The sequence below is a fragment of the Waltera sp. genome, assembly GCF_046969025.1.
Taxonomy (GTDB): Bacteria; Bacillota; Clostridia; order Lachnospirales; family Lachnospiraceae; genus Acetatifactor; species Acetatifactor acetigignens.
The window spans coordinates 23,533-48,441 of sequence record NZ_JBKVQF010000020.1 but is presented as its reverse complement, the minus strand read 5'-3'; the positions used below and the strand labels follow the sequence as shown (position 1 = coordinate 48,441).

Below are 24,909 nucleotides of genomic sequence, written 5' to 3'. Positions count from 1 at the left end.
GTTACTCATTTGTTATGCTTTACTTTGCCGTCTACGACGCAGATCCGTCCGTTGGCAATGTCATCCACCGCCTGAGGCAGAAGCAGCCACTCAGCCTGTTCCATGACACGTCTCTGTAAGCTTTCCGGGGTATCATCATCTTCCACTGCCACTGCTTTCTGTGCAATGATAGGGCCTTCATCCATGCCTTCATTCACAAAATGCACGGTGGCTCCGGTGACCTTCACACCGCGCTCCAGTGCCTTTTCATGCACATGAAGTCCATAGTATCCCACACCACAGAAAGAGGGGATCAGAGACGGATGAATATTGATGATACGATTACTGTATTCATGCACCATAGCCTCCGGGATCTTCACCAGGAAGCCTGCCAGCACGATCAGATCCGGGGTAAATTCCTTCACCTTTGCAAGCAACGCATCGTTAAATACTTCTCTGCTCTCATAATCCTTCGGAGACACACATACCGCAGGAATTCCTGCATTACGTGCTCTCTCCAGGCTCTTCACCGTCTTGTTGTTGCTGATGACACCGACGATCTGTGCATTGGTGACCTTGCCCGCTGCGATAGCATCAATGATCGCCTGCAGATTCGTTCCGCCGCCGGATACCAGTACGACTACTCTTAACATATGGTCACACCCTTTTCACCGGCTTCGCAGGTACCTACCACGTAAGCGGTCTCCCCTGCTGCTTTCAGCGCTTCCAGAGTCTTGTCCACATCTGCGGGATCCAGTGCCAGCACCATGCCAAGACCCATGTTGTAGGTGTTGTACATCATCTCGTCAGCAATGTTGCCCTTTTTCTGCATCAGACGGAAAATAGCGGGTACTTCGTAGCTGTCCTTCTTCACAACTGCGCGGATGCCGTCAGGAAGCATTCTGGGAATATTCTCATAGAAACCGCCGCCGGTAATATGGCTGCAGCCCTTTACCTTAACGCCTGCGTTCTTCACAGACTTCATAGCCTTCACATAGATTCTGGTGGGAGCAAGCAGTGCTTCACCCAGAGTCTTGCCCAGTTCGTCATAATAGGTATCCAGGCTCTCTTTGGTCATATCGAATACCTTTCTCACCAGGGAGAAACCGTTGGAATGTACACCGGAGGAAGCGATTCCCACCAGTACATCACCGGGCTTGATGTTCTCGCCGGTGATCAGATCCTTACGCTCTACCACACCTACTGCAAATCCGGCCAGATCGTACTCATCCTCAGGCATCAGTCCGGGATGCTCTGCGGTCTCACCGCCTACCAGTGCTGCGTCAGACTGCTTACAGCCCTCTGCCACGCCCTTTACGATGGTAGCGATCTTCTCGGGAATATTGCGTCCGCATGCGATATAATCCAGGAAAAATAAAGGTTCACCGCCTGCACATGCCACATCGTTCACACACATGGCTACACAGTCGATTCCGATGGTATCATGCTTGTCCATTAAAAATGCCAGCTTCAGCTTGGTGCCTACACCATCGGTTCCGGACAGGAGCACGGGATCCTCCATATCTTTAATGGCACTTAAGGAAAATGCTCCGGAGAAACCACCGATGCCGCCCATTACTTCGGGACGCATGGTCTCCTTCACGTACTTCTTCATCAGTTCTACAGACTTGTAGCCTGCTTCGATGTCTACTCCAGCTTTCTTGTAATCCATTTTCTCCTCATTTCCGCCGCAGGGGCTCTTTCGTTATATTCCGAATAAATAATACTTTTATAAACCTTACTTCTTCATGCCTTCCAGGTAAGCTTTGTAGCCGATTTCCTGCAATTTTGCATCCTTGGCTTCTACCTGTTCTTTTAATTTGGTGCTGTATGCTTTTAACTTTCCGAGAAGCTCTGCGTCGGAAGTAGCCAGGATCTTGGCTGCCAGAAGTCCTGCATTGGCGCCGCCGTTAATGGCTACTGTGGCAACCGGGATGCCAGAGGGCATCTGAACGATGGAATACAGAGAATCTCTGCCTCCCAGGGAAGTGGTGTGCATCGGGATTCCGATGACGGGCATAGGGAAAATAGCGGCACACATGCCGGGCAGATGCGCTGCCATACCGGCTCCGGCGATGATCACCTTGAAGCCTTTTTCCTCCGCACTTTTTGCATACTCAAAAAACACATCCGGCTCTCTGTGAGCACTGATCACGGTCATCTCATAAGGGATGCCCAGTTCTTCCAGAATGTCTGCGGCTTTCGCCATCACAGGCATATCGGAATCACTACCCATTACAATGCCAACCTTAGGGCAATTCTCTGTATTTGCCATAATGTCCTCCTCATGTATCGGTTGCACCGATTTTATCCATATATATTTTATCTTACTAAAATCTTTTCAATGATGCAATGGTTTTATGAAATCTTATGATAACTATTCAGAGCCATGCAAAATTGCTTTCTGCAAATGCTTGCTGAATAGTCTTAATCCAACTCCCGCAGCGGCTCATTCAGTTCTTCCGTTCCGTGAAGGACAAATCTGCCGTTCGCAATAATGGGGATCCGCCCGCCGTCCTTTTTCACTGCGGTCAGCTCTGCCAGTTCATCGTAAGGAATGGTAATGTCCGTATGGCAGTTAAAATAAGCCTTGGAAGGGTTCACACTGCGAAGGGCAGCCACCTCATTGTCTCTGGCCACGATCTCTTTACCGTCGGGATTGTATACCTTCACCTCTTCCGCATGGGAATAGCAGGTATCGCCCACTGCAAAATGCGGTCCCATCTTCTCCGCGATCAGGATCGGCATCCTGGCTTCCACGCCCAGACGCTTTGCCGCCACATAAGCCGTAGTGTTTGTGCCGATGGCAAATTCTCCCAGCGGCAGTGTCTTATGGCGGAACAGGATATTTTCCTTAATGAATGCCTTGTTCTCTTCCTCCGTGGCAAAATTAGCACAGTTGTAGTTTTTAATCCTGCCGTTTTCGAAGGTGATCTCCAGATTCTTATATTCCAAACCGTTCAGGAACACTTTTGTCACATGCAGCACACCGTTTGTGCCTTCCAGCACTGGAGAGGTAAATACTTCTCCCACGGGAATATTCACGTCTGCCACGCAGTTTTCAAAAATAGTTTCTTTGGCAGGATCTTTGAGCTTCCACAGATTCACTGTGATATCCGTGTGATTACCGTTACAGCCCTTCACCTCACAGTGGTCTGCCTGATCCAGCGCATCGATGATGGTCTGCTGGATCCTCTGATATTTTTTATAATCCAGGGTGTTGATCCGAATAGTCTCCCGGAAAAGTTCTTCAAAGCAGTCCCCTACCTCCGGGATGGGGAACGCAATAATCGTAAAGCTGCGCTCTTCCTCAATAATATACTGTCTCTGCAGCTGTCCCATCTGGGTGCGGTGCTCCACCATAAGAGTGCTCTGCTCATCCGTCATTTTCACCGCTTCCGGCTTGTTCACCGGTGCGAAATCTTTCTCACCGAAGGTCTCCACCACGGCCGGGCCCGCATAGCCTCTGGCCTCTGTCTTATATTTTTCAAAAGCGGTATGCATGACTTCCAGTTTCCGGCTACAATACATTTTATCCAGGAACAGTGCCTTGTCATCCTTGTGATCGAACTCATACTGTCTGTTGGGGCTGACACTGTAGAAGCCGTTTTTATAAATGGAGGGATTATATAAAATACTGGCAGCTGCACGGTAGATCACAGGCTGCAATCCCATTTTGTCAAAATTCTCCAGAGCTCTCCGCATCATGCGTTCGAAGCCCAACTGATAACGGACATCCACCGCAGCTTTTTTCGACAGATCCTTGCCGGTCACTTCAAAACCGATGCGGTACCCCTCGGTATAAGTGTCTGCCATGGTATTTATAGTCTCTTCCGGCAGGGAATTCAGGAATTTCGCCATTGACAGTTCATTTTCCCCCACGTATTCTCCATAGGCATAGAGATAACGCAGATCGGTCAGTTCCGCCCTTCGGATAATGTCTGCCGCAAAATTATTCCCCGGGCATACCAGTTCCCGTACCCGTGCTTCCGCCGCCACATCCGCGTAATCGCTGACGAACCAGTAAAGGATCTCACGGATGGACGCATAAGACGGAAGTCTGTGATTCTCCTGCTCCTCATATACAAATGCCGCATATACCTCAGAAAACAGTTCCATACGGATCACCAGTTCGTCCAGTCTTCCCTCATAGGTAAAACCGATCAGGCTCCGCATTTCCGTATAAAGGAAGGCGGCCAGTGCGCCGAATTCTTCTCCCAGACACTTTACAGCTACCGCAGGATTAGCAAAGCTGTTCTCATAATTTTCCGGTAAAATATCTTCATACAGGGCATGGTTACGCTGTTTCAGCTCTTCCAAAGTGGCAGTGTTCTGTTTTCCCTGCTCCAGGAACTGTCTGGTATCCTCGATCAGCAGTAAAAATTTTGCTACCGCTGTAAAATATTCTTTCCAGTGCTGCAGGCTTTCTTCCTGCCAGTCCTCCCCGGGGATCTCCCGGATCCGGTCTAAGGCCAGTTCCAGACGTTCCAGTAATAATTCTCTTTCTTCCATAGATCTGATTGCTCCTTCTATCTAAATAACTGCTGTGTGATCCAATGCTTCTGTTCCAGAATATCCGTTACAGACGGCTTCCCAGATACAGCAAAAAGCTGACACCTCCAAGGGCAACAACATTTAATATTGTTCCCAGCACGGGAAAGATACGATAGATATCTTTTTCCCGAAGGGTCAGTATTCCCAGGATCAGTCCGATCAGGGAATAGATGGTGGCCAACACACCGGTAACACCGTATCCACCGTGCATCACGCCGCCCTGACTGTAGGACAGATACGTCACGATCCCCAGGGACACCAGACTGATGCCCCCCAGGATGGTCGACATGATCGCCCTGTTGGAATGTTTTTTATTCGTAAAAATGTAGTTCTTTTTCCGCATACTATTTTCAAGCCTTTCAGTAACCTGCAATCCCCCATGGAACCCGAAAAGGGCACTTCCGGTATGGAAATGCCCAATTTTCACGCCCTGACGACGTTTTCCTTCTCATTTGTGATCAGAACAGAATACGTGATTTGCCGGAGACCAGCTTGCCGCCACTGATGATCAGCAACACACCTGCCGCGATTCCGACTACCAGGGAAATGACTCCCAGTACAATATTCAGAGCACCTGCTCCACGCATGATCTTATAGATTTTCTCTTCCATGGAATCCTCCTGTCTTCTATCCAAAACTTTCGAAGCCGTCTGCTTAAGCACCGTATACAGCATAATATTCGTCGATTGCCTTCTTCAGAGTATCATCAATGTATACCTGTCCCTTGTAAGGCTTGTTGTACAGATGATCGATGACATCCTGCATGGTTACGATGGCATGTGCATCAAATCCGTACTTTTCCCTGATCTCTTCCAGTGCGCTGACCTTGCCGCCCAGACCCTTTTCCATACGGTTCAGGGATACCATCAGACCAACGATTTCTACATTGGCTGCTCCTCTTACCTTGGGAACGGTCTCTTCCATAGATTTGCCGGAAGTGGTAACATCCTCGATCATGATGACTCTGTCGCCATCTTTTAAGGAGCTTCCCAGGAAGCTTCCCTTATCTGCGCCGTGATCCTTCTCTTCCTTACGGTCAGAACAGTAACGAACCTCTTTGCCATATAATTTGCTGTAAGCCACTGCGGTTACCACACTGATGGGAATTCCCTTATATGCCGGTCCGAACAATACATCGAAATCATCGCCGTAAGTATCATGAATTGCTTTGGCATAGCTCTCACCCAGCTTCATCAGCTGAGAACCGGTGACATACGCACCCGCATTCATAAAGAAAGGAGACTTTCTACCGCTCTTTAAGGTAAACTCTCCGAATTTCAATGCCTTACAATCCACCATGAACTCAATAAATTCCTGCTTGTACTGTTCCATTGTATCTAAAAACCTCCGTGATTCTCGTATCTTTGTCAGTTCTGTCCTTTATCATACCATACTTTTTTTTAACATTCAATGAGTTTCCTTGAGAAGAAAAAAGGCAGTCCATCGACTGCCTAATAGGTATCTCCCTGTAAAGGTCGGATATTCACTTCCTCCAGTACTGCCTGTGGGGACAGACGGAAGGTCAGGGTGATGACTTTTCCGAGGTCGGAGGTCTCTAAAAGTGACCTGTCCTCTTCGGAGGATTTCTTTCTGGTCTCGGTAAAGGTGCCGCCGGGATTGATGAGGGATACACCGATCCCCATAGGCTTGCATTCCTCCCGGAGGGCATAGGCATAGGAACGGAGCGCCCATTTGGAAATGCCGTAGATGCCGCCCCTGTCTCTGCGGATTCCCGAAGTGGAACCGATGAGTACGATGCGGCTGCCCGGTGCCAGCAGCGGAAGAAATTCCTTCACCAGACGGTAATATGCCGTCACGTTGCTGTCAAGCATTGCCTGCAGTTCCTCCGGCTCCGGCTGTACTACGGATGTCTTCGTGGCCGGATTGGGAAATACCGCCGCACACAGGATCAGTCCATCCACATTATCTCCGAATCCCGCTATTTTACCGTTCTTCACTGCATCCACCAGTCCAGTGGTTTCCTCTGCCTTCCCGGCATCACAGGAATACGTTGCCGCTCCGGCCAGTTCTTTCCCTGTCTCTTCCAGTGTCTTCGGATTTCTGCCGACGATCAGCACGTTATTTCCATCCTGTAACAATTCTCTGGCGGCCGCCTTGCCGATGCCGCGGCTGCCGCCGATGATCACAATATTCATGCGCCGTTCTCCTTCTTCCTAGTATCTTCCGAGAATCGTATCCTTTACGTCCCATCTCTGAGGAGGGTAAGGGGTCTGGTCACCGTATCCTACATCCACATAGGTCACCAGGCGGATATAATCCGGCAGATTGAAGCGTTTCCGCAGTCTGTCACAAAATTCTTCTCCGGGGAAAGTCAGCCAGACACCTTCCAGTCCTACGGCGTGGGCTGCCAGAACGATATTCTGTCCGGCGGCTCCGGCATCCAGCAGCTGGTTTCTCACCGGGGTAAAGGAGTTGGCTCTGTAGCATCTCATATCCTGTAAGATCACCAGATGCACCGGACCTCCCGGCACGTCACTGCCGCGGAACAGTCCCGGCTCGTTTTTCTCCCGTACCACCACATAGCGGATGGACTGTACATTACAGCCGTGAGCAGCCCAAAGCCCCGCTTCCAGGATCTTATCGATCAGTTCATCCGGTACTTCCTTGTCCTTGAATTCCCGGACGCTTCTGCGTTCCTTTACAATCGTGAAAAAGTCTTTCTCCATCTGTTCCGTCACCGGCGTAGGTTTGTAAGGTGTCAGATCCACGTCTTCCCCCTTTACCAGTTTCTCCGCCGCATCGATCAGGAAAGAGGCATACCGATATTCCGGCAGATCTTTTCCCAATCCTCTTTTCTCCCACAGTTCCAGCAGATGCTTCGTATAATCTGCCTGGTTGGGTTTTAATTTCTGGTGGCGATATGCGGTGGCATATACCTGGATCTCCAGGGTATGATGGGAACGTTCTCTCACTCTTGCCCGGAATTCTGTCTCATCCATGGCTAAAAGCTGCTCGTCTGTCAGACGCATATTGTTATTCCAGATCTCAAGTACTTCATCTCTGGAAAGGTAATCCATACTGGTGTCACGAAACATACTGCTGCCTCCTTATTCTCTGTATTCTCCGCCTATAAGTTGCCCCAATAGTTGTTGGGAATATCCTGTCCACCGCTGTTGATGTCTTTTGCGATTTCTGCTGCAATTTTTAAAAGCAGAGGATCATTACGCCCCCTCTTCTGCTCCAGAGGAATCTCGTAGATTTTCTGAATGGTACTGGGTCTTGGACTTAACAATACCACTCTGTCTGCCAGGAACACCGCCTCATTTATATCGTGTGTGACGAATAATACGGTCTTGTTCTCTGCCTGTCTGATATTGATCAGTTCCTCCTGCAGAGTGCATTTGGTCAGATGATCCACGGCACTGAAGGGCTCATCCATGAGGATGACCTTGGGATTCATGGCAAGGGTTCTGGCGATGCCGGCTCTCTGCCGCATACCTCCGGACAGCTGTGCCGGATATTTGTTCTCAAAACCGTTCAGGCTGACCATGGAGATATAACGCCTTAACCGTTCTTCTCTCTCTTCCCTGGGTACTCCGGCGATCTCCAGTCCGAATGCCACATTTTTCCGTACGGTTCTCCAGGGAAACAGGGAGGCATCCTGGAATACCACGCCAATATCTCTGCTGGTACCGTGTACCGGCTGTCCATCCAGCAATACTTCGCCGCTTGTAGCATCCAGCAGGCCCGCCACGATCTCTAACAGGGTACTCTTACCGCATCCGCTGGGACCTACGATGCAGACGAATTCACCTTCTGCCACATCAAGATTGATGTCATGCAGTGCCTGTACTTCGTTTCCATCCTGATCGATATAGGTTTTGTTGATATTTTTAATGGATATTGCGGGCATTTCCATTACCTCCGTTTCCTGTGTCTCTTATTTTCAGAGCATTCTCAATTATTTTGCTTCCGGGTCGGTCATTCCCAGGGTATCTGCAGCTACCTGCGCGAATTCGTTGGTGTAGGTTCCTTCGTAGCTGACATTTTCATCTACCCAGCCGTACTCCTTCAGATATTCAAAGGTGGTAGCCAGACGATCTTCGGGGATTACCGGATAATCCAGCCATACATCGATTTCCGACTCGATGGCCTTTCTCATAACCTCTTCGGATGTATTCATCTCTTTTGCTGCCCATGCAACAAATTCGTCGAAATAGTCATTCTTAACTTCTTCATGTACCTGATAATAAGCGGTCAGGAAGCGCTGCAGCTTCTCCGGCTCATTTTCAATAAAGCTGTTGCTTGCGATGATCGTTCCGGTATAGTAGTCGGGGATGTAGTCCCAGGCTCTTCCCAGGATATGTCCGGTGCCGTCTGCCTCAGCCAGTGCCGCATACGGGTTGTGAATGATCGTAGCGTCCACTTCGCCGGAAGTCAGGGATGCATAAGCGGTCTGGTATACGCCGTTGGCGATCAGATCCACGTTATCCGTGCTGACACCGTTCTTCTCCAACATCTTCAATACGGAAAGTCTCATTCCGCCGGAAGCTCCTGCGGTACCGACTTTTTTGCCTTCCAGATCGGAGAAGTCCTGTATATCATTGTTTGCCACCAGCCAGTAGCATCCGGAATATCTCCACATATTTCCTACCAGCTTGGCAGGCACACCGTTGTAGATACCGGGGATATAAGAACTGGGATCTCCGTCTGCCACATCGATCTCTCCTCTGGTGATCAGGGACATTACTGTGGAGTTGGTATCGGCGCTGGCCTCTACGTTTTCGAACTCAATACCAAGTTCTTTATACAGACCCTTTTCAATGGCAAAACGGTTCACCGCACCGGTCATTCCGGTAGCGAAGCAGGAACGGATCACGATGGTGTCTCCGGATTCCTCTCCTGCGGTAGTTGCACTTGCTGTCTGGCTTCCCTCATTCTGTGCGGCTCCGGTTGCTGCATTGTTGCCGGTTGCTGCACTGCTGCCGCAGCCTGCCAGTACTCCGGTTGCCAGTGCCACAGTCAGTAATACGCTGAATACTTTCTTTTTCATAACATTTTCCTCCTCGTCTATTGAAAAAATTTATTTGCTTATACATGTCTCCATCGATAGCTGATGGCATATTCGATGGCATCGATCAGTTTTACCGCACCTACGGATAATAAGGTGATCAGGATGATCAGGAAGAACATCCTCGGGGTGTTCAACAGGTTCTGGGACTCTGTCAACAGATAGCCAAGTCCTGCTCTTGCCGACTGCATTTCCGAGAACAGGACACCGGTCAGTGCCGTTGCCGCTGCCAGCTTCAATCCATTAAAGATGGAAGGGAGTGCCGCCGGAATGATGACCAGAAATACGGTCTGGGAACGATTGGCTTTGAATACTTTTGCGACCTTCAGATACTCCTTTTTACACTCCTTGGCTCCGGTCACGGTATTGTACAGGATCGTAAATACCGAGAACAGAAATACCAGAAATGCCTTGGACTGGAAGCCGATGCCGAACCACAGGATCAACAGCGGCAGGATTGCTACTTTCGGAACTGCCATGATTGCCGAACAGAATACATTCATGTACTTCTCCGATACCGGAAACAAGGTCCAGATCAGTCCCACTGCAATACCTACCACCACAGCAGACAGATAACCTGCCAGTGCCTCTTGGATCGTCAGCAATAAGTGGGGCCATAAGGTTCCGTCTGTAATGATCTTAATGCCCTCTTCCACGATGGAAGTCGGGGACGCCACGAAGATCGTAAGCACTCTGCCGGAATCTACTGCCCATTGCATCCACAGAAGCAGTGCCGCCATGGTGAGCAGCTGTGCCAGATTCACCCAGGTAAAACGTTTCTTATTCTTAGTTTTCTTCTTTTTTTCCATAAGTGTATTCTCCTCGCTTCACCTTATCGCTTTCAAAGTACTCTCTCTTACAACAGGTACCTTCCAGGATGACATTCTGTGTGATCCTGTGGGAGAGACATTTGGAAAAGTTCTCAATGGTAGTAGTGTCGATCACGTCACAGTAAAACGGTGCGATCTCTCGGAACCAGGGATATTTGTCAAAATAAGTTCTCCACACTTCCGCATAGGGACAGTGATCTTCTCCCCATTCCGGGATCCATCCGGTGAAGGGAAGGTCGATAACACTCATAAAGTCTTCTACGGAATCTGCCTTCAGGCCTTGCGCCAGTGCCTTTTCCCGCAGCTGATCCGACCGGTCCACTGCCAGTTCGAATACGGTCTGTCTCACGATATCTTTGGTCTTCTCCAGTCCGAACTGGTCATATAATACTTTACTGAAATGGAAGAACTGCATGGCGAACTGTCTTGCGGCCTTTCTCACTTCACTTACCAACAGTTCTCTGGGAACCGTTCCTTCTATTTTATAATCTGCTTTACTCAATGTCCGCTTCCTCCACCTTATTAAAGCTGTCCATAAAAGCTATGTATTCCTGTTTATCAGCGAATCTCGGATGATATTCCTGTTTGGTCCGCTTCGTCACTTCCGCGCCGTCCTTCAACATTCGGTAAGCACTCAGGGCAAATATCTTGGCTGTCAGCACATAGGCTTCTTCCTCATCCACGACATCGAAATCCACCTGGTGCAGACCACCTACAGTACCGCCGGTATTGAAGGTGATCACAGGAAGCAGATGCTGTACATCTCCCACATCTGTGGATCCTCCGCTGTGTTCCTCCGGTCTGACCTCGTATACCGTTTTTTCTCCTGCCAGTGCTTTCACCGCATCGGCCATCTCTTCTGGTGCCGGCTGCCAGAGAGAAGGAAGATAGCCCGGCATAGTCTCGATACGATACCCTGCTCCCACGGCAAGTGCTCCTGCCTTGAAGGAACGATCTGTCTTGACGGATGCATCTGCGAAAGCTTCCAGGGTCTTGCCTCTTACCAGTGTCTCCAGCACCGCTTCGTTGGGAACTACATTGACCAGATCTCCGCCCTTGGTCAGGATCGGATGAACCCTCACGCAATCCTCATCCCTGAAGGTCTCACGGTTCAGTGCCAGTGCCTGTAACCCCAGGCTTGCTGCCGATAAGGCGTTGACACCTTTTTCCGGACATCCCGCCGCATGGGCTGCTTTTCCTTTGATACGGATCACCTTGGATACAAAACCATTGCCGCTGTTGCTTCCCAGCCGGATTCCCTCTAAGGAAATATGATGCGCCAGTGCCACATCCACATCATCGAAAGCACCGATGCGGATCAGTTCACATTTTCCACCACCGTAAGCGATCTTGCCATCAGCGATCAGCTGATTCTTGAATTCGATCTCACCGTACTCTTCCGCCGGTGTGGCGAAGAAGATCACCTGTCCATCCAGCTTCTGTGCCACCTCTGCATCCGTAAGTGCCAGCGCCGCTCCGATGACTCCTGCCAGCTGTGCGTGATGTCCACAGCAGTGAGCTGCCTGTGTCTCCTGATTTGCATGTGCATGCTGCGGAATCCTCAGGGCATCCAGTTCTCCGATCAATGCCAGGGATGCATTTCCGGCCTTTTCTTTATTTAAATAGGCTTTTGCTCCGGTGATGGCCAGATCTGTCTGTACCGGCAGCTGTAAGCTCTTCATAAAATCCACGAACTTTTTCGAAGTGCGGAATTCCTTGTAGCCCAGCTCTGCATGGTCGTAAATATCTCTTGCGAACTCTACGATGGTCTCCCGGTTGTCATCTATGATCTTAAGGATTCTCTGTTCTGTCGTATCAAAGGTTGCTGCCACGGTGTCATCCTCCTCGTCTTTTATATCCTAGTAAATCTATATGTTTTCTATGTTTTAGATGATATTACCTTATATTTCCTAGTTTGTCAATAGGGTTAGTATGTATTTATATAAAAAAGTTAGGTAACAGTTCAGCCATGAACATATTTGCCCGCAAAATCATGCAAGCATGATCTCTGTGCCCAGATATGTTCATGGCTGAACTGTTACCTATATTTACTTACTTATTTACTCTCTATTCTTCAATACTTCCGCAGGCACCAGCTTGTTCAGTCTGCCCACCAGCAGAAAGTTGATCACCAGATAGCAGATCAGGATGCCTCCGTAGATCATGCCGTACAACTGCGGCGGGAACTGTAAATCCATTCCGATGGCCACATTGGAAATAAAATACGGGAAGATCAGATCCATGGACCATTTTGCCAACGGTACTCCCAACAATGCTCCCAACATTATAATATAGAAGTTCCCGTCCAGATACAGTCTGCGGATCTCTCCCTTTCGGTAGCCGAATACTTTCATCAGGGAAATGGAGAATGCAGAACGGTCGATCATGACCTTCATCATCAGATACATGACGATCATGAAGATCAGTGCGGAGATGGCCGCCAGCATGCTGACCATAGGTCCCATCATATCCGTAAATATCTGAGAGCTTTCCTCCACGTTTTCTCTGGATACCGTAGAATACAGTCTGCCGTTGTCGATGTCCAGTGCATGATCGGCGAATACTACATTATAATAGTCGTCTTCCTGATCGAACAGTTCCTGCATGGCATCCCGGTCTAAAAATACATAAACACCGGAGGCAAAATGAACGATATCTTTGACAGTAAACGCATAATCTCTCTCGTTCACTTCATCGGAAAGCACCAGTTTGTCACCGACCTTCACGCCAAATTTCTGTGCTGCGGCGCTGGAGATCACGATCTCATTTTTCTTATTGCTGGTCTCCACCGGAAAATATGGATTATCCTTATCGATTCCCAGTACCGTCACATCCAGATTATAACCGTAAGCCTCTTTTTTCAGACTCTCCACATAAGCCGGAGTACCATCCTCCGGCACATCCTCCGTGGGATATTTGTAAGTATACATATAAGCATAGGTCGTCTCATCCAGGCAGGCGTCTCCAAAGTTCTTACACAGAACATAGCAGTCTGCAGAGATCAAAAGTACCAGCAGGCAGATAAACATACCGATCACCACCGCCACGGCAGAACGCATCTCCCGAAGGAGCTGACGGAACTGGAATCTGTGAAGGAACTTCATATTTCCCAGATTTACATCTTGTATCTTCCCGGCCCTGCCTGCGGTCTGTTCATTTCGAAGCAGAGACAGTGCCGTGCGCTTCAACTTCTTGCTGATCACCAGACAATTTACCAATGCGGCCGTCACCGGCGGCATGACCAGGCTGTAGACCAGCAGATAGGCCGGAGTCACGATTTCCATGGGTGGCAGGGAAAAATACACGATACTGTCCTGCATCTGCCAGCCGGTACCATACTTCGAAAAGCCCAGGACACAGCCGACCGCACCTCCTAAGAAGGAGATCATCATGGGATTGAGCAGATAATGGAACAAAAGCTGCCCTCGCGTCACACCCAAAGCGTACAGCGCACCGATGACGCTGCTCTCTTTTTCAATATTATGTACCACAAATACGGAGATCACGTAAGTGAACATGACCATCAGGATAATACCGGATACCATACCGGCATATTTATTGATGATCACATCCCCGCTGGCGGCATCGATTCTGGGATTATCCCCTGCCACCAGAAACTGTGTCAGATTGTCGATATCGAAAGTAAAATACTCATCGATCATATCATTGGCTTCATCCTGCAGTTCCTGCACACCGTCCCGCAGTTCCCTGCTGCCATCCGCAATCTCATCCACGGCATCCGTATAATCGATGATTCCTTCCCGGAAATCCTCCAGATCCGCCAAAGTATCCTTCGCGTCCTTCAAGGAATCCCGCAGCCTGGCATCCACACTGCTGCCCTCTGCCATCAGCTGGTCCAGCTCTTCCTTATAATTGTCGGCAGTCAGTTCTACCTGAATATCACTTTCTTCCAGCTGTGCCTCCACCATATCCATCAGTGCATCCACCACGGCATCTGTGCCGTCTACCAGAGGCTCACTGGCGGTATAAAGCACGCTCAGTCCCTGGAACAGCTCCTGGGATCCTCCGGCTGCTTCTCCGACACCGGCGGTATAGGCTTTCACCCCATCCCGAAACTGTGCCACGGTGTCCAGCTGACTTTTCACTGCAGACAGCTGCCCCGCTGCCTGGGATGCCCCCATCTGTGTAAAGACAGTTGCCAGCTGATCCAGCTGCTCTCCGTAACCGCCAGCCGTCAGTCCCGGAAAGCTGATCCCGTATGCCGCATAAGATTCCAACTCTGCCTGGAGCTGTTCATTCACCATGCCCAAAATGGCATTAAAAATAGCATCAGCTCCCTGATTCAACGCAGCACTGTTTTCCGTGATCTGACTCATACCGCCCACCAGTGCTCCGCTACCGGCAGAAGCTGCATTAACTCCGTCCGTGTAGGATTTCACACCATCCCGGAACTCCTGCAGATCTTCCAGAGACTTTTTCGCGTCCTGCAGGTTCTGCCGCAGGGATGCGGTGTAGGCATGAGGATTAGCGATCATGGCATTCAGCTGTTGTTCATAATTTCCTGAAGTCAGTGTCACTTCCACTCCGGCATCCTTCAGGCTGTCATTCACCTGTTCCAGCATGGCATCAAACAACTCATCCGCCGCATCCGTCAGTTCTGTATTATGATCCGCCAGTTCATCCACACCGTCCACCAGCTCATCCACGCCATCCAGAAGTTCCTGGATACCATCCTGAATATCGTTCTTCGTCTCTTCCGCATCTGCCAGCATTTCCAGGAAATAAGTATCTGTCACCTTACTGCGGTCCAGTTCGAAGGATTGTAACAGTTCCTTCAGTTCCTGATCCGTCATGGTATCATTCAGCAGATAGGTGTAAGTATAATCCTCCGTCCGGAAATTCTGTCCGCCTGCTTTCAGAGCTTCATAATCCTCTGCCGTGACAAATCCGAAGCCAAACAGATTGCTGTCTACAGTGGTATCTGACGTTTTCTCAAAAGCAGCATCGTAATCCGGCGTGCTGCCGATTCCGGCAACGGTGAACTCTTTTCCCCCAACGATAAAGATATCTCCTAATTGCAGCTCATGTTTTTCCGCATAATGCTGTTCCAACAGGATCTCTCCCTGTGCCGGAATTTCCTCCCCTTCTGCTGGAACGAACAGATCTACCGATTCTCTTGCCTGATAGACACGAAACGTGGACTGTCCCAGATGAAAATCCAGGGAAAAATCCATCTACAGTGTCACATCTTTTTCCGTGATCTGTGCGGTCTCTTTTTCGGTCAGCGGAACAAAAACGCCAAACTGTCCGTCCTCTCTGTGATGGACACGTCCGCTCTCCTTCGTCCCCTGCATAATAGTCTCGGCAGCTCCCACAATAGCCACCACCATATACATGACCAGTGCCACCAGGAAAAACAGTGCCAGATACCGAAGCAGGTTTTCCCGGATATCCCGAAGTACTCGTTTGCTTAATATCCTCTGCATCCTACAAATCCTCCAGTTCTGCCGCAGGAACACGTTTCTCGTTCCGGTAGTTCTTGCTGATCTGTCCGTCCTTGATCATAATGACCTGATGTACCATGTTTTTAATGGAATTATTATGCGTAACAATAAGCATCGTAGTGCCATACTGTCTGTTGATATCCTCCAGCAGTATCAGGATGTCCCGGGAAGTCCTGGAATCCAGCGCACCCGTAGGCTCATCGCATAACAGAAGGCTCGGATTCTTGATCAAGGCTCTTGCGATGGCACAGCGTTGCTGTTGTCCGCCGGAAAGTTGTGCAGGGAACTTGTTCTGATGTTCCGTCAGTCCCAGTACCTGCAGCAGTTCCTCCATATTCAAAGGATTCTTCGTCAGATACTGGCAGACCTGGATATTTTCCTTCACCGTCAGATTCGGCACCAGATTATAAAACTGGAAAATAAAACCCAGCTTCTCCCGACGGTAATTGGAAAGTGCTTTACTGTTAAGCCCCGCCACCTCCTGTCCATCCACTACGATGGAACCGGAATCCACGGTATCCAGTCCTCCGATGCAGTTGAGCAGCGTGGATTTGCCGGAACCGCTGGTGCCCTGGATGACACACATTTCACCTTGTTCCACTCCTGCGGTGATTCCCTTTAATACCTGTACATAACCGCCGCCTTCTCCATAGCTCTTCTTCAGATCCTTCACTTCCAGATACATATCCTGCCTCCTCATCACTAATGATAATGATTTTCATTAACATAACACTGTTATGTTAATGCTCTGAAACAGCACCCCTGCAAAGTCCAACCTTCCTTGGGGTGCATTGTATTTTAGCTTTCTGTCATTATGCCCATCCATCCGCGCACCAGATACATCGTCAAGGCATCCACATGCTTCAATGCCACTCTCTCTTCTGTCTCATGCAGAAACAGGTGTACAAAAGTATCTACCATAATGTGGGCCATCCAGTGTGTCATGTAATCATCGACCCGCGGTCTTCCGGTGGCATTCGTCACCATATCGCATAATCTGCGGTACTGCTGCTCCGAGATATCCACGACCTCATCCAGACAATTTTCAAATCGGGACCCCTGAGATTTCGTTAGGAGCAGCAGAAAGGCCTCCCGGTTCGCATACATCTGCCGGATGATCTGTCTGGATGCTTCCAGATCCCCGTCATCCGCAATATCCAGCTGTGCCACCTGATCCTCGTTGTGCATCTCTGTGGCATAATGTTCTTCCATTATTGCATACAGCTGCCGCAACGGCTCTTCCACCAGTGCTGCCAACAGATCTTCCTTATCCTTGAAGAAAAAATACAGCGCCCCTGTGGTCACTCCGGCCTCTTTACAGATATTCCGCAGGGAAGCTTTCATATATCCTTTTTCCAGGAACTCCCTTTTGGCACATTCCAGAAGGTGCTGCCTGGTTTCTTTATTCTCATTTTGCGTTTCCTGTTTTAAGGGCATTGCGATCTCCTTCGGGAATAATACTCCTCTCATAGAAAGCATCCCCTGCCTGCAAGCAGTCAGGTATGTTTTCTATGGAAGAGTTTATTCTATCATGTGTTCACTCGTTCACATAACATTGTTATGTCTGCATTATAAATAAAAACAGGATTGCTGTCAACCCTGTTTTTATTTTCGTCATTTCGTTTTATTTTGTTTTCAGCTGTTCGATCTTTTCCTGTAAATCTGCAATGGCTCTCTGGCTGTTCTTAATGGTCTCGCACTGCTTCTCAAAAGGAGGCTCCGGCATATCGCTGTACTGTTCAAAATAGATCTTGCCGATCTCCAGATAGTTCTTCTTCATGACTTCCTCGCAGGTAGAGATCTGGCTCTTCAGATTAGCAATGGCTGCCAGTTCTTTTGCTTTGTCTGCCGCTACTTTTCCCTTTTCGGTGATGGTATCACCGATCTTCTCTATAATATCCATCGTATGATCTCCTTTCTCTTCCTACCGCCCGCACTTTGGATCTGTCTGTCCTTCCCGTCCGGGCTGTTTCGGTTTCCATATTCCGTGTGTATTATTGTACCTTCTTCCGGATACCGCGTCAAGTATAAGCGCTACTTGCGCATTTCAAAGAATCTGTGCTATAATCGTCTTGTAATACTATTGGAGGTGACATCATGCAGCCGCTATATACCACTCTGAAAGTTAATAATGAGATTGAATTGTGCGAAGTATCCGATCCCGATTGCAAGCAGCTCATCGAGAGAGCATTGCTGAAAAACCGGATTTCTTATTATATCCGCTGGCCGAAGGCTTCCTTCTTCAGCCGCAAAAAAGATGCCTGCATCATCTGCATCAACGACAATGTCAAGGATGCTGCGGAAGAGATCGTCCGCGGGATCTGTGACGAATCCGGATACAATGTGCGCTTTATTTTAAAACGTTCCTCTAATAACTATTTATAGACCCTTAAAGCACATAATTTTATGTTTTTTTCGTTTATTGATTGATTTTTTCTCACTAACGGATCATAATGATGATATCATTTAATACAAAGGAGGGGCTTTCTAATGGAAAATCGTGTTAACAAGCATGTATTTGCCTGGGTTTTCTGCTTTTTACTTGGTGAGTTGGGTGTTGATAGATTCGTCAGAGGTCAGGTTGGTCTCGGAATTTTGAAGCTTCTCACTGCCGGTGGCTGCGGAGTATGGAGCCTGGTCGACTGGATCATTGCTCTTACCAAGGCATACGGTGCTGCTTATGCCGGTTCCGAAGAAGTTGTATTCGTAGACGGTAAATATACAGCATAATCACAGGATAAAAAAAGCTTTTGCCGGAGACGACAAAAGCTTTTTTCTTTTTATAGGTTGCTGATCATGAATAAAAACATAAAACAAACTATATTTCTTATTTCTATTATTGCACTACTCCTGCTTTTCCTGTGGTTCTCAGGATATCAATGCCCTTTACTATTTTTTTTTGGCATTCCATGCCCTTTCTGTGGAATGACCAGAGCATTTTTATGCCTATTAAGCGGTGATCTTACAACAGCCTTTTATTATCATCCTCTCTGGCCTGTAGTATTGGGAATTTTTATTATTTTTCCTCTTTGGAAATTCCGGCTTCTTCACTTATCGGACAAATGGATCGATCATGGGGCGTTTGCGATTGGAATTCTGTTCTTGCTCTGCTTTATCATAAGGCATGTAACACATTCTCCCATTGTACAGATTGATTTTACAAAAGGTATTTTTCATTTCTTTTCATATATGAATACATGAAAAAGGAGCTGTAATACAGCCCCTTTTTTCAATGCTCTTATGCAATCGCTTTATCCGTTTTCTCAATCAAAATCGAATTTGGTGTAACGCTCATACATAGCGCCATAACGGAATCTTGCCATTTCATTTTTCTTGAGGACATCTTCCTCGGATCCCCTGTACTGACAACGCAGGCAGTAGTATTCCTTCTTATCCTTATCGTAGAACATATCCATATCGATATCTCTCATGAAGCAAGAGGGACATCTGTAGTTTAATTTGCCTTTTCCAGCTTGAGCCATGTTGCAACGACCTCCTTATCCTTGATTTTGGAATTGTAACCCAGTGTAAACATCGGGGAGAATGCATATCCTTCCTTCACATATCCGACAGCGCCTTCTGCATTGGTGCTCATGGATACTGCGGTCTCGATCTGAGGAATGACAGCTCTTACTTCGTCAGCCTCTGCCTTCTCCATCTCACGGCACTTGTACTCGTAATCCAGAGTCTCTACCTCGTCACCCTTTTTGGTGCTCAGGGTGATACCCAGCATGTCCTCAGAGTACTCAGTGGTACCATAGCATGCTACGATGTACTCGTTCAGTTCTACTTCTGCGTTCGGATCGCTCATCTCCAGGATCTTACGCTCGATCTTGATTGCTGAGCTGCCTTCCTCGAAGGAAACGATGGTCTGTAATTTTACGGTCAGATCATAGAACTCGATATCTACGGGATCCAATGTCAGGATTCTGGTGCTGCCTTCCTGAGAGAAATGAGCCTTGGTACGGCACAGGCACAGATCCACTTCTTCACCTTTGTGTTTTAACTTGGCACTTCTAACGGTACCTTCTCCTGCATAATGTGTGAAGTAACCTGCACGGTACTTCTCCTGGATCAGGAAAGGATAGGAAGCATCGGTCACATGCTTGGTGCCGATACCTACCGGCCACTCCAGCTTTGCAGCGTAAGGGCGCAGGTCTACGATAGCACCGCCCTGATCCATATTTACGCAGGCACGCATGAAGGGATCACAGTACCAGAACAACTGCTTGTCGGAACCGTACAAAATATCTCTCCACAGAGCACACTCAGGCTCGGTGTAGGTCTTCTTCTGACGATAGTAATCAGCGAACTCCGCCATGGTCATATCGGTAAGCTTGCCTTCCTTCTTCAGGTCGCCGTAATACTTCATACCGTCTTCATAACTCTTCTTCAACAGTTCGTAAGGCTGCTCCCAACGGCCCATTTTGTTCAGCCAGCCGGGTCCTACGAACATCATGTTGTATGCGTATCCGTTGTTGTACTTCTCCAGGGAACGATACTGATCGATCAGGTTGTACAGATAAGGATACTCCCAGGTCTTGGTGTCATAGATCATACCACGCAATACGTTCTGAGGATGGGTTCCGAAGTTGGAGCCATTGCCGTCATAGCATGCCAGCAGGTCTCTGGACAGGTGAGGGATTGCTACTACACCGCTGTCCTCAGCTTCGTTGGCTGCAGGTGCATGGGTATTCTGCTTGGAAGGGATCCAAGGTGCCCAGGGGCCGCCATCCATGAAGGTATACCAGGAGTTGTTGCAGGTATGATATGCCTTGGGGCCTTCCTCCCAACAGGTTGCTACCGCACATTTTACGGTAGGATAGGTTGCTTTGATATAATTGGTCAGATCTGCATCCATGTAGTAAGATCCGGTGGATTCGGGATAGAATCCGAACTTCTCATGGAACTTGCAGAACACATCATCCACGATAGACTTTTTGTCTTCCATGGAGAACATCCAGATACAGAAATCCTTGGTCTTGTACTTCTCACGGAACTCTGTGCAGGGCAGACCTAACAGAGACAGTGCGATCTCATCACCGTACTTCTCGTGATCTGCCTTAGCCAGTGCTACCGCTTCGTCATTGAACAGGGAAGCATAGGTCATCTGAATGGTAGTCTTCAAACCATTCTTATGCGCAGTTTCCTGCTGAAACTTGAAAATATCCAGAGACTCTGTTAACAGTGCTTTTCTGCCCAGATCCTCTTCTTTGCCGTGTCCGGTTACTTTTTCCGCATACTCGGGAACCATCTCCGGACGGTGAATGATATTCACGATAAACTTATCCATCTTTTCCTCCATCTCGCCATTTGGCATCTTATATCGTGAGCATAGCTCACTCAATACATTTCGCAAAATCACACTTGCAAGCAAGTGATTTTGCTTCAGTATATCATGATTCGCACCTACGGTGCTTACCGTTGCTTCGCAACGATCATGATCAAATTCGCCGTTCGCCAATTATGCAAGCATATTGGCTCACTTGCACTCATTATATCATCCTCCCCGCATTGCGGGAACGAATATCACATTACTTCTGAAAGTCTCTGATCACTTTCAACGCGGGCAGTGCATTTCCATCATAATCGAACAGTGCCTGATTGGCCCACTCGTTTCCGCCCGGACCGGGATCCTGAATATAGTTCAGGGATTCCTCGTTGGCCCAGCCACAACCGGGCATTGGGATCCATGCCGGCTCCCAATAGTAGAAGCCCTTTCCTCTGCCCTCCGGAACCTGTGTGATCCTCTCCATGACCTTCTGCATAAATGCAGACTGTCCTTCCGGTGTCATAGGATACTCCACCGCCTCTGCAAGGTGGGGCTTGGTCGCCATGCCCTTGCGCTGTTCCGGTGACAGTTTTTCCCTGTCTGCATAGTCCTCCATGGTGAAGCCCATGGATACCTCTGCCACAATGACATCCTTCTGATATCTCTGAGAGAGATCGTTCATATTATTTGTCAGATCCTCAATGGTTCCATGCCAGAAAGGATAATAGGACAATCCGATGACATCGAAGTCCTCTCCTCTCTGTACATAGGCATCAAACCATTCTCTGCAGCGGGCATTGTTGCCGCCACAGTCCAGATGAAGCATCACGCGGCTATCCGGGGATACTTCTCTCACCGCACGGATGCCCGCACTGATAAACCGGGCGATATTGTCAACATTGTCCCATTTTCCATGAGGCCACATCAGGCCATTGGTGATCTCATTACCTACCTGTACCATCTCCGGAAGCAGATCCAGACGCTTTAATTTCAGCAGCACATCCTTCGTGTAATCATACACATACTTCTCCAGTGCATTGGCATCTGCATATGCCCACTCCTTGGGAGGGAACTGTTTGCCGGGATCTGCCCAGAAATCACTGTAATGCAGATCCAGCAGATAGCTGTAACCCAGCTTTTTGCCTGCGGAAGCCAGTGCCACCAGTTTTGTAAAGTCACTGGTACCGGCTCCGTAAGGCTTGCCGTCCTCACTGTAAGGATCGTTCCAGAGACGGATGCGCAGAGAGTTGGCACCGTATTTTTTCAAGATCTCCAGTGCGTCCCCCTCTTTGCCTTCGTCATAATACTTTGCACCGAGAGCTGTCTCTTCCGGCAAAGTCGATACATCCATACCTTTGATAAATTTATCCATAAATTAACTCTTTATCTCCATGTCATACATTTATCCGGAGAATCCATTCCATGGATTCTCCTAGGTTAAACTGCCTAAGCAGTTTAACCTTTCACTGCGCCACCGGTGATACCTTCCACATAGAACTTCTGCATGATCACAAATAATACAGAGATAGGAATAGATACCAGTACACCGCCTGCACAGAACTGACCAAAGTAAGTGTTGATCAGGCTCTTATCCAGCATATTGTACAGACCGATAGCAACAGTCCACTGGGAAGATATGCCGGCATTTAACATCAGCTTTGCATATACGAAATCCATCCAGGGGGACAGGAAGGAGCTGATAACGGTATATACAATGATGGGACGGCTCATGGGGATAACAACCTTCCAGAAGATCGTAGCCTCACTGGCTCCATCCAGATAAGCAGCCTCGCGCAGGGAATTCGGAATCGTATCGAAGAAGCCCTTTGCGATCAGGTAACCCAGTCCGGCGCCGGCAGAATATACCAGGATCAGTCCGAGGTGAGTGTTGGTCAGGTTCAATGTCTTCAGGATAAAATATACTGCGATCATGGACAATACACCGGGAAACAGATTCACGATAACTGCGGCGTTCATCAGCGGCTTACGTGCCGGGAAACGCATGCAGGAGGTCGCATAGGCCACCATCAGTACAAAAGCGGTGGAGATCACACATACCACACATGCAATGATGAAGGTGTTCTTGAACCAGTTCGGGAACTGTGCCACACTGTCCGCAGAGAAAAGCAGATTCTTATACTGCGCCAGACTCCATTCCTTCGGGAAAAAGGTGCTGGTATTCATGCCGGTGTATGCGCTGAAGGAGGTGACCACCAGCCATACGATAGGCACCAGCCAGACAAATGCCAAAAACGCCAGTAACAGGTTATGTAATAAAGTCTTAATAAATCTCTTCATTAACGGAACGCCTCCTCTCTGTCACCCTTCAGGAATCTGCTGAAGGCAATGAGGGTAAATACCGCACATAGGATAAACACAATAATACCGATGGTGGATGCCATCTTGTAGTTGTAATAGCTCTGTGTCAGATTGAACAGCCAGGTGATCAGCAGATCCACTTCCTTCGCCTGGGAGTTCGCCATTGCCTGATTTGTGGTGGTATATACACCCTGGGTCAACAGATAGATTACGTTAAAGTTATTAATATTCTTCACAAAATCCGTTACCAGAGAAGGGCCGGTGACGAACAGCATATACGGCATAGTGATATGAATAAAGCTCTGCATCGGAGTAGCGCCGTCGATCTTCGCACTCTCCAGCTGGTCAGAAGGAATATTCATCAGCACACCGGTAGCGATCAGCATCTGGTAAGGAACACCGATCCAGATATTGATCAGGATGATCATGACATGTGCCCATCCGGGAGCGGACAAAAACGGAATATAACTGGTACTGATCGCGCCGATATCTCTCAGCCACTGGGTAATTCCCGCATTGGCACAGATTGTGTTCATGATGCCGTTGTTCGCGAAAAAGTTACGTACCAGAAGTAAGGAGACGAACTGGGGAACTGCGATCGTTACAATGAACAGCGTTCTCCACAGCTTGGGCAATTTGGTTCTCTTATTATTGATCAGCAGGGACAACAGAATACCGCCGATGTAAGTGGTAGCGGTTGCAAACAATGCCCATACCAGCGTCCAGATCAAGATCCTACGGAAGGCATAACCGAAGGTAATGGTCATTCCACCGCTGGAGAACAGATTCTTGAAGTTGGTAAATCCCACCCATGTAAACAATGCGGAGGGAGGCATATGTCCCTGATCATAGTTCGTAAACGCAACAGCGATCAGGATCAGCAGAGGAACGATCGTGAAAATAACAACACCCATGACAGGAAGTGCCAGCAGTGTGATATAGAATTTGTCATTCTTGAACTGCTGCAAGTCTTCTACAAACGTATTGATATGTTCTCCTGCCTGTGCTTTTTTCTGAAGCCGGTAAACGGTCACTTCATTCTTAAGCCAAATCACCAGGAATGTGAACCAGACCACAAATGAGATTACGGAGAACAATAGGATCATAAATGAGTTGTCATAATCATTGAACTCATTCTGCATGGTTACAATATTGAAAACCGTCTCCTGCTGAACCGTTCCCAAAGTTCCAAAATCACGTACATACTCTGTGGCAAAGCCAAAGGTGAATACAATGACTGCCACTTCGAGCAGAGTCATTAAAATACCTTTGATAATTTGTTTTCTGCGGATATATCCTGCTCCCATCCAGACCAGGGATAATTTTACGAACAGATCTCCTTTTACGACTGCTTCACCGAACTCCTTGAAGAATCCGCCGATTCCGCTCTTTTTCTTCTTCATTCTCTGCCCTCTCCTTTCTTCATATTAATATAAATTTTTAGTAACTGTTCCGAAC

Annotated in this window: 27 protein-coding genes; 3 read left to right on the top strand and 24 right to left on the bottom strand. The window is 48.3% G+C overall.

All coding sequences use genetic code 11. The features are described 5' to 3' along the window. Window positions 1–5: 5 nt before the first annotated feature. From purN to ACLTOH_RS11340, 19 genes are all read right to left on the bottom strand, one after another. Window positions 6–632, bottom strand: a complete 627-nt coding sequence (gene purN / locus ACLTOH_RS11430; RefSeq protein WP_337536992.1) for a phosphoribosylglycinamide formyltransferase — start codon at window positions 630–632, stop codon at window positions 6–8. Then, window positions 626–1,651 carry a phosphoribosylformylglycinamidine cyclo-ligase gene (gene purM, locus ACLTOH_RS11425; RefSeq protein WP_117465890.1) on the bottom strand — a complete coding sequence of 342 codons (1,026 nt, stop codon included), beginning with the start codon at window positions 1,649–1,651 and terminating at the stop codon, window positions 626–628. The genes purN and purM overlap by 7 nt, the downstream gene beginning before the upstream one ends. A 66-nt stretch (window positions 1,652–1,717) precedes the next feature. Continuing rightward, window positions 1,718–2,254 carry a 5-(carboxyamino)imidazole ribonucleotide mutase gene (purE, locus tag ACLTOH_RS11420; protein WP_022153778.1) on the bottom strand — a complete coding sequence of 179 codons (537 nt, stop codon included), beginning with the start codon at window positions 2,252–2,254 and terminating at the stop codon, window positions 1,718–1,720. Window positions 2,255–2,406: 152 nt separating this feature from the next. Continuing rightward, window positions 2,407–4,491: an aminopeptidase gene (locus ACLTOH_RS11415; RefSeq protein ID WP_412222208.1), complete on the bottom strand. Its 2,085-nt coding sequence runs from the start codon at window positions 4,489–4,491 to the stop codon at window positions 2,407–2,409. 67 nt (window positions 4,492–4,558) lie between these two features. Next, window positions 4,559–4,876, bottom strand: a complete 318-nt coding sequence (locus tag ACLTOH_RS11410) for a DUF6142 family protein (protein ID WP_117465892.1) — start codon at window positions 4,874–4,876, stop codon at window positions 4,559–4,561. A 115-nt stretch (window positions 4,877–4,991) separates the two neighbouring features. Next, window positions 4,992–5,144, bottom strand: coding sequence for a hypothetical protein (locus tag ACLTOH_RS11405; RefSeq protein ID WP_172594711.1), 153 nt, complete (start codon window positions 5,142–5,144; stop codon window positions 4,992–4,994). A gap of 43 nt (window positions 5,145–5,187) precedes the next feature. Continuing rightward, on the bottom strand, window positions 5,188–5,865 hold the full coding sequence (pyrE, locus tag ACLTOH_RS11400; protein WP_412123945.1) for an orotate phosphoribosyltransferase: 678 nt from the start codon (window positions 5,863–5,865) through the stop codon (window positions 5,188–5,190). 119 nt (window positions 5,866–5,984) lie between these two features. Further along, window positions 5,985–6,689: an SDR family oxidoreductase gene (locus tag ACLTOH_RS11395; protein WP_262594701.1), complete on the bottom strand. Its 705-nt coding sequence runs from the start codon at window positions 6,687–6,689 to the stop codon at window positions 5,985–5,987. Between the two features lie 18 nt (window positions 6,690–6,707). Continuing rightward, window positions 6,708–7,589 (bottom strand): nitroreductase family protein, encoded by an 882-nt coding sequence (locus ACLTOH_RS11390; RefSeq protein ID WP_022312058.1) that lies wholly within the window; start codon window positions 7,587–7,589, stop codon window positions 6,708–6,710. Window positions 7,590–7,621: 32 nt separating this feature from the next. Continuing rightward, window positions 7,622–8,407, bottom strand: a complete 786-nt coding sequence (locus ACLTOH_RS11385; protein WP_118537984.1) for an ABC transporter ATP-binding protein — start codon at window positions 8,405–8,407, stop codon at window positions 7,622–7,624. 48 nt (window positions 8,408–8,455) lie between these two features. After that, window positions 8,456–9,547: an ABC transporter substrate-binding protein gene (locus tag ACLTOH_RS11380; RefSeq protein ID WP_022312060.1), complete on the bottom strand. Its 1,092-nt coding sequence runs from the start codon at window positions 9,545–9,547 to the stop codon at window positions 8,456–8,458. A gap of 38 nt (window positions 9,548–9,585) precedes the next feature. Beyond that, a complete protein-coding gene (locus ACLTOH_RS11375; protein WP_412222209.1) occupies window positions 9,586–10,374 on the bottom strand; it encodes an ABC transporter permease in 789 nt (262 codons plus the stop codon). Continuing rightward, entirely contained in the window at window positions 10,352–10,897 is a 546-nt protein-coding gene (locus ACLTOH_RS11370) for a hypothetical protein (protein WP_117465899.1), read from the bottom strand. Before ACLTOH_RS11370 ends, ACLTOH_RS11375 begins: the two co-directional genes overlap by 23 nt. Next, window positions 10,890–12,227 (bottom strand): amidohydrolase, encoded by a 1,338-nt coding sequence (locus ACLTOH_RS11365; protein ID WP_412222210.1) that lies wholly within the window; start codon window positions 12,225–12,227, stop codon window positions 10,890–10,892. The genes ACLTOH_RS11370 and ACLTOH_RS11365 overlap by 8 nt, the downstream gene beginning before the upstream one ends. A 228-nt stretch (window positions 12,228–12,455) precedes the next feature. Then, complete coding sequence (locus tag ACLTOH_RS11360) at window positions 12,456–15,590, bottom strand: FtsX-like permease family protein (protein WP_412222211.1); 3,135 nt, start codon at window positions 15,588–15,590, stop codon at window positions 12,456–12,458. Further along, window positions 15,591–15,842, bottom strand: coding sequence for a hypothetical protein (locus ACLTOH_RS11355; RefSeq protein WP_412222212.1), 252 nt, complete (start codon window positions 15,840–15,842; stop codon window positions 15,591–15,593). 1 nt (window position 15,843) lies between these two features. Beyond that, window positions 15,844–16,545, bottom strand: a complete 702-nt coding sequence (locus tag ACLTOH_RS11350; protein ID WP_022312065.1) for an ABC transporter ATP-binding protein — start codon at window positions 16,543–16,545, stop codon at window positions 15,844–15,846. Window positions 16,546–16,658: 113 nt separating this feature from the next. Then, entirely contained in the window at window positions 16,659–17,330 is a 672-nt protein-coding gene (locus ACLTOH_RS11345) for a TetR/AcrR family transcriptional regulator (RefSeq protein WP_172594710.1), read from the bottom strand. 154 nt (window positions 17,331–17,484) lie between these two features. After that, window positions 17,485–17,763, bottom strand: a complete 279-nt coding sequence (locus ACLTOH_RS11340; protein WP_022312067.1) for a hypothetical protein — start codon at window positions 17,761–17,763, stop codon at window positions 17,485–17,487. A 194-nt stretch (window positions 17,764–17,957) separates the two neighbouring features. Between ACLTOH_RS11340 and ACLTOH_RS11335 the strand changes: the two genes are divergently transcribed. The 3 genes from ACLTOH_RS11335 to ACLTOH_RS11325 all read left to right on the top strand — a co-directional run bounded on the left by ACLTOH_RS11335 (window position 17,958) and on the right by ACLTOH_RS11325 (window position 19,061). After that, window positions 17,958–18,245, top strand: a complete 288-nt coding sequence (locus tag ACLTOH_RS11335) for a hypothetical protein (RefSeq protein WP_022312068.1) — start codon at window positions 17,958–17,960, stop codon at window positions 18,243–18,245. A 105-nt stretch (window positions 18,246–18,350) separates the two neighbouring features. Beyond that, window positions 18,351–18,590 (top strand): TM2 domain-containing protein, encoded by a 240-nt coding sequence (locus ACLTOH_RS11330; RefSeq protein ID WP_022312069.1) that lies wholly within the window; start codon window positions 18,351–18,353, stop codon window positions 18,588–18,590. A gap of 66 nt (window positions 18,591–18,656) precedes the next feature. Further along, window positions 18,657–19,061, top strand: a complete 405-nt coding sequence (locus ACLTOH_RS11325) for a DUF2752 domain-containing protein (RefSeq protein ID WP_262594707.1) — start codon at window positions 18,657–18,659, stop codon at window positions 19,059–19,061. Between the two features lie 62 nt (window positions 19,062–19,123). On the opposite strand, the gene ACLTOH_RS11320 is transcribed toward ACLTOH_RS11325, so the two are convergent. From ACLTOH_RS11320 to ACLTOH_RS11300, 5 genes are all read right to left on the bottom strand, one after another. Further along, window positions 19,124–19,276, bottom strand: a complete 153-nt coding sequence (locus ACLTOH_RS11320) for a hypothetical protein (protein WP_337413757.1) — start codon at window positions 19,274–19,276, stop codon at window positions 19,124–19,126. 38 nt (window positions 19,277–19,314) lie between these two features. Continuing rightward, window positions 19,315–21,153 carry a hypothetical protein gene (locus ACLTOH_RS11315; protein ID WP_412224135.1) on the bottom strand — a complete coding sequence of 613 codons (1,839 nt, stop codon included), beginning with the start codon at window positions 21,151–21,153 and terminating at the stop codon, window positions 19,315–19,317. A 241-nt stretch (window positions 21,154–21,394) separates the two neighbouring features. Next, window positions 21,395–22,504: an arabinogalactan endo-beta-1,4-galactanase gene (locus tag ACLTOH_RS11310; protein WP_022312072.1), complete on the bottom strand. Its 1,110-nt coding sequence runs from the start codon at window positions 22,502–22,504 to the stop codon at window positions 21,395–21,397. Between the two features lie 83 nt (window positions 22,505–22,587). After that, on the bottom strand, window positions 22,588–23,430 hold the full coding sequence (locus ACLTOH_RS11305) for a sugar ABC transporter permease (protein ID WP_022312073.1): 843 nt from the start codon (window positions 23,428–23,430) through the stop codon (window positions 22,588–22,590). Further along, window positions 23,430–24,854, bottom strand: a complete 1,425-nt coding sequence (locus ACLTOH_RS11300) for a carbohydrate ABC transporter permease (protein WP_227063549.1) — start codon at window positions 24,852–24,854, stop codon at window positions 23,430–23,432. Before ACLTOH_RS11300 ends, ACLTOH_RS11305 begins: the two co-directional genes overlap by 1 nt. Between the last annotated feature and the right edge of the window lie 55 nt (window positions 24,855–24,909).

Coding starts and splice junctions, on each gene's coding strand:
- purN (WP_337536992.1), bottom strand. CDS start 632: ATGTTAAGAGTAGTCGTACTGGTATCCGGCGGCGGAACGAATCTGCAG.
- purM (WP_117465890.1), bottom strand. CDS start 1,651: ATGGATTACAAGAAAGCTGGAGTAGACATCGAAGCAGGCTACAAGTCT.
- purE (WP_022153778.1), bottom strand. CDS start 2,254: ATGGCAAATACAGAGAATTGCCCTAAGGTTGGCATTGTAATGGGTAGT.
- ACLTOH_RS11415 (WP_412222208.1), bottom strand. CDS start 4,491: ATGGAAGAAAGAGAATTATTACTGGAACGTCTGGAACTGGCCTTAGAC.
- ACLTOH_RS11410 (WP_117465892.1), bottom strand. CDS start 4,876: ATGCGGAAAAAGAACTACATTTTTACGAATAAAAAACATTCCAACAGG.
- ACLTOH_RS11405 (WP_172594711.1), bottom strand. CDS start 5,144: ATGGAAGAGAAAATCTATAAGATCATGCGTGGAGCAGGTGCTCTGAAT.
- pyrE (WP_412123945.1), bottom strand. CDS start 5,865: ATGGAACAGTACAAGCAGGAATTTATTGAGTTCATGGTGGATTGTAAG.
- ACLTOH_RS11395 (WP_262594701.1), bottom strand. CDS start 6,689: ATGAATATTGTGATCATCGGCGGCAGCCGCGGCATCGGCAAGGCGGCC.
- ACLTOH_RS11390 (WP_022312058.1), bottom strand. CDS start 7,589: ATGTTTCGTGACACCAGTATGGATTACCTTTCCAGAGATGAAGTACTT.
- ACLTOH_RS11385 (WP_118537984.1), bottom strand. CDS start 8,407: ATGCCCGCAATATCCATTAAAAATATCAACAAAACCTATATCGATCAG.
- ACLTOH_RS11380 (WP_022312060.1), bottom strand. CDS start 9,547: ATGAAAAAGAAAGTATTCAGCGTATTACTGACTGTGGCACTGGCAACC.
- ACLTOH_RS11375 (WP_412222209.1), bottom strand. CDS start 10,374: ATGGAAAAAAAGAAGAAAACTAAGAATAAGAAACGTTTTACCTGGGTG.
- ACLTOH_RS11360 (WP_412222211.1), bottom strand. CDS start 15,590: ATGGATTTTTCCCTGGATTTTCATCTGGGACAGTCCACGTTTCGTGTC.
- ACLTOH_RS11355 (WP_412222212.1), bottom strand. CDS start 15,842: ATGCAGAGGATATTAAGCAAACGAGTACTTCGGGATATCCGGGAAAAC.
- ACLTOH_RS11350 (WP_022312065.1), bottom strand. CDS start 16,545: ATGTATCTGGAAGTGAAGGATCTGAAGAAGAGCTATGGAGAAGGCGGC.
- ACLTOH_RS11345 (WP_172594710.1), bottom strand. CDS start 17,330: ATGAGAGGAGTATTATTCCCGAAGGAGATCGCAATGCCCTTAAAACAG.
- ACLTOH_RS11340 (WP_022312067.1), bottom strand. CDS start 17,763: ATGGATATTATAGAGAAGATCGGTGATACCATCACCGAAAAGGGAAAA.
- ACLTOH_RS11335 (WP_022312068.1), top strand. CDS start 17,958: ATGCAGCCGCTATATACCACTCTGAAAGTTAATAATGAGATTGAATTG.
- ACLTOH_RS11330 (WP_022312069.1), top strand. CDS start 18,351: ATGGAAAATCGTGTTAACAAGCATGTATTTGCCTGGGTTTTCTGCTTT.
- ACLTOH_RS11325 (WP_262594707.1), top strand. CDS start 18,657: ATGAATAAAAACATAAAACAAACTATATTTCTTATTTCTATTATTGCA.
- ACLTOH_RS11320 (WP_337413757.1), bottom strand. CDS start 19,276: ATGGATATGTTCTACGATAAGGATAAGAAGGAATACTACTGCCTGCGT.
- ACLTOH_RS11315 (WP_412224135.1), bottom strand. CDS start 21,153: ATGGATAAGTTTATCGTGAATATCATTCACCGTCCGGAGATGGTTCCC.
- ACLTOH_RS11310 (WP_022312072.1), bottom strand. CDS start 22,504: ATGGATAAATTTATCAAAGGTATGGATGTATCGACTTTGCCGGAAGAG.
- ACLTOH_RS11305 (WP_022312073.1), bottom strand. CDS start 23,430: ATGAAGAGATTTATTAAGACTTTATTACATAACCTGTTACTGGCGTTT.
- ACLTOH_RS11300 (WP_227063549.1), bottom strand. CDS start 24,854: ATGAAGAAGAAAAAGAGCGGAATCGGCGGATTCTTCAAGGAGTTCGGT.